Below are 6,045 nucleotides of genomic sequence, written 5' to 3' on the forward strand. Positions count from 1 at the left end.
CGCCGACCGGCGCAGCCCGCGCGGCGCGCCGGCGCGCGCGGACCGCGCTCGGGGCGACCACCGCCGCCCTGGCCGTCGCGGCACCGGCGGTGTGGACCGACAACGGGGGCGGCGCGGTCACCGCGCGGCGGGTGACGGTCGCGCCGGCGACAACCTTTCTCGTGGAGGGCCGGGTCGCGCTGACCGTGCCCGCGGACTGGCCGACGCAGCGGGTGACCACCGGGCCCGGCTCTGCGCGCGTGCAGGTCTCCTCGCCGTCGGACCCGCAGGTCGCGCTGCTCGTCACCCAGTCGCCCGTCGCCGGTGAGACGCTGCGCGGCACCGCCGAACGGCTCAAGCGCGCGATCGACGCCGCGCCGGGCGGCGTGTTCGTCGACTTCAACCCGGCCGGCACCAGTGCCGGGCGCCCGGCGGTGACCTACCGCGAGGTCCGTCCCGGCCACCAGGTCCGGTGGACGGTGCTGCTCGACGGTCCCGTCCGGATCAGCGTCGGCTGCCAGAGCGGGCCGGGCGGCGAGGAGGCCGTGCGCGCCGTGTGCGAGCAGGCGGTGCGGTCCGCCCACGCGATCGGCTGACGGGCGCAGATCCGAGGGAACCGAAACGCTGTCCTCACTGTCGAAATAAGTATGGCGGTCCACGACGCAATGAACACCGACTTCGACATGATGCGGACGGTCGCCGCCACGACGGATGCGCGCAACGAGGAGATCCGCGCCGCGGGCCACCACGACGGGTGCAGCACCAGCATGGCGCCCGACGGCTCGCAGCACGCCGACCGCAGCGCGGCGCGCCACACCGCGTCGACGGCCGTCGGGCGCTCGCCCACCAGCGTGACCTGATCGTCGATCGCCCCCAGCGCCGCGAGCACGGTCTCCGAGGCCGCCGCGTCGGTGGTTGTGCCGCAACACAGTCGGCGAATCGCCGCGGGTCCCGCCTCGACGACGGCCCGGTGCCCGGTCACGGTGGGCTCCAGGCCACTTGCACCAGTCGGCTGTCGACGCCGCGGGCGGTCACGACGCCGCGCCCCGGTGGCAACGCCACCGGCCGGGACGCCCCGAACGCCGTCCCGTCCTCCGGGCACCCGCTCATCGACAACGTCATGCAGCCGTGGTCCCGCAGGCCCGCGAGCAGTGGCTCGAACAGGGCCCGCTCGGCTCCGCCGCTGCGCCGCGCCACCACCAGGTGCAGGCCCAGATCCCGCGCGCAGGGCAGGAATTCGAGGAGGCCGGCCAGCGGGTTGGCCGTCGGCGCCGCGACCAGGTCGTAGTCGTCGACGACGACGTACACGTCCGACCCCCGCCACCAGGGCCCGGCCCGCAGCTGCTCCTGACCGGCGTGCGCCGGGGACAGTCGGCTGCGCAACAGCTCGACCACGCTGGGCAGCAGCGCGCCCAACCCCACCGCCGACTTGGCATGTCCGCCACAGTGTTCGGACGCGACGACGCCCAGCAGGGTGCGCCGGAAGTCGACCAGCAGCAACCGCGCCTGGGCGGCCGGGCGGGTGCGCACGAGCTCGCGGCACACGGTGCGCAAGGTGGCGGTCTTCCCGCACCCGTCGTCGCCCAGGATCAGCAGATGTCCGTGGCGTTCGAAATCGATGGCCAGCGGCTCTAACCGGTGCTCTTGGACTCCGAGCAGGACGTCTCGGCCGTGCGGCAGCGCGTCGCGGTGCACCCGGGTGGGCAGCGAGGCGATCGGCGGCGCGACGCGGTCGCCGGGCGCCACCGGCGCCTCGGGCAGCGCGATCAGCAGCTGCGAACCGTCACGGGCCAAGCCTCGACCCGGCCGGTCGACCGGCACGAATCGGGCTGTCCGACGGTCGATCTCGGAGTCCGCCGGATCCCCCAGCCGCAGCTCGATGCGGGTCCCGATCTGGTCCCGCAGTGACGGCCGCACCTCGGCCCACCGCGACGCCGTCAACACCACGTGCACGCCGAACGAAAGCCCTTGCGTCGCAATCGCGGTGACCGGCGCCTCGAGCGCCTCGAACTCCGCCCGCACGCTACCCCAGCCGTCGATGACCAGGAACAGGTCGCCGAAGGCGTCGCCATCCGACGGCGCCCGCATGCGGCGGTATTGCCCGATCGATACGATGCCGCGCTCGGCGAAGGCGGCCTCCCGCGACCGGATCACGGCCTCGCATTCGGCGACCACCCGCGCCGCCCGCCGCGGATCGGCGCGGCCCACGACGGCGCCCACGTGCGGCAGGCTCTGCGCCGACGCCAGCGCGCCGCCGCCCAGATCCAGGCAGTAGAACTGCACCAGGCGCGGGTCGTGGGTCGCGGCCAGCGCCGTGATCAGGGTGCGCACTGCGGTCGACTTGCCCGATTGGGGGGCACCGACGATCGCCACGTTGCCGGCGCCCCCGGACAGGTCGACCGACAACGGCGTGCGACGCTGCTCGTACGGCCGGTCCACGAGCCCGAGCGGGACGACCAGACCCGCGGCGCCGGACGCGCCATCGCCCAGCAGGGTGTGCAGGGCCGGCGCGGAACCCAACGGCGGCAACCACACCGGATGCGCGGGCGGCCCATGGCCGGCCAGCCGGTCCAGGACCGCCCGCAGGACGGTCGCCGGCGGCGGTTCGACCGTCGCGGCGGCCCGCGTGATCGCGCCGCACGCAGCGGTGCGGAACACCCGCGCCACGGCGGCGGCTGACGGCCGCGCCGGCGCGGCTGACGGCGCGGGCCCGGACACCGACGCCGCGTGGAAGCGGATCGGGTCGGCGGCGCCGACGCGCATGAAGCCGGCGCCCGGGGTGTTGGGCAGCTGGTAGGCGTCGGCACAGCCCAGCACGGCGCGGGAGTCCGCGGCCGACAGCGTCTTCAGGCAAATCCGATAGGACAGGTGCGCGTCCAACCCCCGCAGGCGCCCCTCGTCGAGGCGCTGACTGGCCAGCAGCAGGTGGACGCCGAGCGAGCGGCCCAGCCGGCCGATCGCCACGAAGGTATCGGCGAAATCCGGGTGCTGGCTGAGCAATTCGGAAAACTCGTCGACGATGACGAACAGCGTCGGCAACGTGGGTCGCCCCGCACCGGCGCGGCGCGCCCGTTCGTAGGCCGCGACGCCGTCGCAGCCCGCGTCGCGCAGCAGCTGCTGGCGCCGGTTCAGCTCGCCGGCCAGGGCCGCCCGCATGCGTTCCACCAGCGGGGCGTCGTCGGCGAGGTTGGTGATGACCGCGGCCACCTGCGGGCTGTCGGCGAAATCGAGAAACGTTGCGCCACCCTTGAAGTCGACGAGCAACACGTTGAGCACGTCGGGCGGGTTGCGCGCCATCATGCCCAAGGCGATCGTGCGCAGCAGCTCCGACTTGCCGGAACCGGTCGCGCCCACGCACAGCCCGTGCGGGCCCAGGCCCCGCTCGGCCGGCTCCTTGATGTCGAGTTCGAGCGGCGCGCCCGCGGCATCGGTCCCGATCGGCGCCCGCAGCCGGTCCGCGGGTGAAACGGTGCGCCACAACGTCCGCGGATCGAACCGCTGCGCGTCCCCGATGCCGGCAAGCCGGAGCCAATCCTGGTGCCGCGCCGCGCCGATCCGGTACCGGGCCAGCCGCCGCGCGCAGACCAGAGCGTCGTACAGCGCCATCCCATCCGGACATTCGACGCCGATCGCCTCGCCGCGCTGCCTGATCACCAACTGTTCCCCGGCGCGTCCCGGACCGACCGTGAGGGTCGCGACCCCCGCGAGCGCGTCGGTGGCACCGTCGTCGTCGAGGTCGGTGATCACCAGAACGCGCCCGGCGGGCAGTCCGGCCAGCGCCCGGCCGGCCTCCGCGGTACCCGCGTACACCATGCGCGCCGCACCGAGCGCGTCGCGGGCCTGGGGATGGTGGTTGTGCGGCAACCACTTCAGCCACTCCCAGTGGGCCAGGGTACGGTCGCTGGCCGCCGCAGCGATCAGCAGCTGGTCGGGCGGGTGCAGGACGGCCAGTTGGCAGACCACGGCGCGCAGCAGCCCGCGCGCCGCAGCCGGGTCACCCTCGACGGTGACCGCGCCGCGCAGCGCGTCGACGCTGACCGGCGCGTCGATGGTGGCGTGGCAGGCGAGGAAGCGGCTCAGGGCGTCGGCGGTCACGGGGTCCGCCGGGGTGGCTTGCGGCGCCGCCACCCGCCCGGCGAGCGGCCGGGCCGCCAGGCCGACGCGCGCGTGGCAGAAGTCAGGGTCGGTGGCGCCGCGCTCCCACATGCGCGGGCCACCGGCCAACGTCCACAGCGCGGCGGGCTCGGGGTGCGTGCTCAGCAGCGCCGCGCGTTGCGCCGCAGCGGTTTCCGCGGCCGACTCGCCGAGCCGGCCCAGGTAGGCGAGGTAGTCGGCGCGGTCGGCGTCGAGGCCACCGCCCCGCCGCGCCCTGCGCCCGGTGACCGCCGCCAGCGCCGTCGACATCAGCATCAGCACGGGGAAGGCCAGGAACGTCGGGCCGCGGCCGGCGGCCGCTCCCGACCCGAACGCCACCGCCATGACGGCCACCCCCGCGACCGACAGCGCCATCGGCGCCGCCCGGACCAGCAGGCCCGCCGGCGTCGCCGGCGGCGTCGGGGGCGGCGGGTCGATGGTGATGTCCGCCAGCGGCGCAGACGGCGCCCGCCGCGGCGTGGGCGTGAAAGCGTGGGTCATATCGCCCCTTTCCCGGCCGCCGACGTTAGGAAGCCGGGTGTCGCGCGGCAAGTCACCTGTGGACAACCGAAACCCGCTCCGCCGCAACCCCGCTACCTTTCCGGGGATCGACGGACAGGGGGACCGATGGAATCGTTCGACGCCGGGCTGCGCCGCGTCTCGGTGCACAGCGACAGCGCGGTCCTCGATGTCTGCCTGCCCGCGGAAGTCTCCGTCGCGGCGCTGATCCCGGCGCTCGTCGACCTGTTCGGAAGCCGCGGCGCCGCGGTAAATCCGGAGGGACGGCAGCTGAACCTGTCAGCGCCGGGCGCCGCGCCGCTTGACCCGTCGACGACGCTGGCGCAAAGCCGCGTCGACGACGGCGCCGTCCTGGTCCTGAGCCGCTCCTCGCCGGCGCCGCCGGTGCCGCGCTACCTGGACGCGGCCGCGGCCGTCACGGACGCCCTCGCGGCGGCGCCCGGACGGCGGCTCCGAAGGCCGGTCGGCGCCGCGGCGGCCGCGACCTTCACCGGCGCCGGTGGGCTGGCGGTCGCACGGTGCACCCTTGCCGACAACGGGTTTCGCGACGCCGGTAGCACCGCCGCTGTGCTGGCGGTGGTCGCCGTCGGCTTCTCGGCCGGCGCGCGCCGGGCCCGCCGCGACCCGGGCGCCGCGCTGGCGATGGGCGTGTCGGCGGCGGCGTTCGGCGGGCTCGCCGGGTTCGTGGCGGTGCCGGGCGCCGCCGTCGTCGCCCGGGTTTTGCTGGGCGCGGCGGCCGCCGCCGTCGCCGCCGTGGTGTCGGCGCGGCTGTCGGGTCGCGGCGGTGTCACGCTGACCGCGGTGGCCTGCACCGCGGTGCTCGTGGCCCTGGCCGCGCTGGCCGGGACGCTCAGCGGGGCGCCGCCACCGGCCCTGGGTTCGGTGGCGGCGCTGGCGTCGGTGGCCGCGCTGGCGGTGGCGCCCCGCGCGACGATCGCGCTGGCCGGGTTGACGGCCCGCCCGCAGCCGGGCGGGGCCACCAGCCCAAACCGGCTGTCCAGCCGGGCCGTTCGTGCCGATGCGTGGCTGACCAGCCTGACGGCCGGGTTGTCCGCGTCGGCGGCCGTCGGCGCCGTCGTTACCGCGATTGGCGGGGCGCCGCGGCCCTCGGGCGCCGCGTTCGCCGCCGTCGTCGGCGCGCTGCTGCTGGCGCGGGCCTGCGCCGCGGACGCGTCGCGCACGCCGCTCTTCGCGGGCGCGGGGACCTGCTGCCTCGCCGCGACCGTCGCGGGATTGCCGGCGCACGGGCCGTGGCTCGCCGCCGCCACGGCGGCGCTGGCCGGGGCGGCGTTACACGTCGGCTTCGCCGCCCCGACGCTGGCCTGCTCGCCGGTCGCGCGCCGGGCCGTGGAGCTGCTCGAGTGCGTGGCGCTGGCGGCGCTGGTGCCCCTGACCGGCTGGATCTGCGGCGCC

3 protein-coding genes and 1 pseudogene are annotated in these 6,045 nt (G+C 76.1%); 3 read left to right on the top strand and 1 reads right to left on the bottom strand.

Going from position 1 to position 6,045, the window contains the following annotated elements; translation table 11 throughout:
• Nucleotides 1–575: type VII secretion-associated protein (locus A5714_RS04800; protein WP_068283253.1), on the top strand; the 575-nt coding region annotated here is incomplete at its 5' end.
• 69 nt (nt 576–644) lie between these two features.
• Nucleotides 645–716: pseudogene (locus tag A5714_RS27560) on the top strand (WXG100 family type VII secretion target); the annotation flags it as partial.
• Between the two features lie 241 nt (nt 717–957).
• Here A5714_RS27560 and eccCb read toward each other — a convergent pair.
• Nucleotides 958–4,614, bottom strand: coding sequence for a type VII secretion protein EccCb (eccCb, locus tag A5714_RS04810; RefSeq protein WP_068283259.1), 3,657 nt, complete (start codon nt 4,612–4,614; stop codon nt 958–960).
• A gap of 126 nt (nt 4,615–4,740) precedes the next feature.
• Between eccCb and eccD the strand changes: the two genes are divergently transcribed.
• The coding region (eccD, locus tag A5714_RS04815; RefSeq protein ID WP_068283262.1) for a type VII secretion integral membrane protein EccD at nt 4,741–6,045 on the top strand (1,305 nt) is incomplete at its 3' end.

Origin of the sequence: Mycobacterium sp. E2462 (genome assembly GCF_001672685.1) — a bacterium.
Classification (GTDB): Bacteria; Actinomycetota; Actinomycetes; order Mycobacteriales; family Mycobacteriaceae; genus Mycobacterium.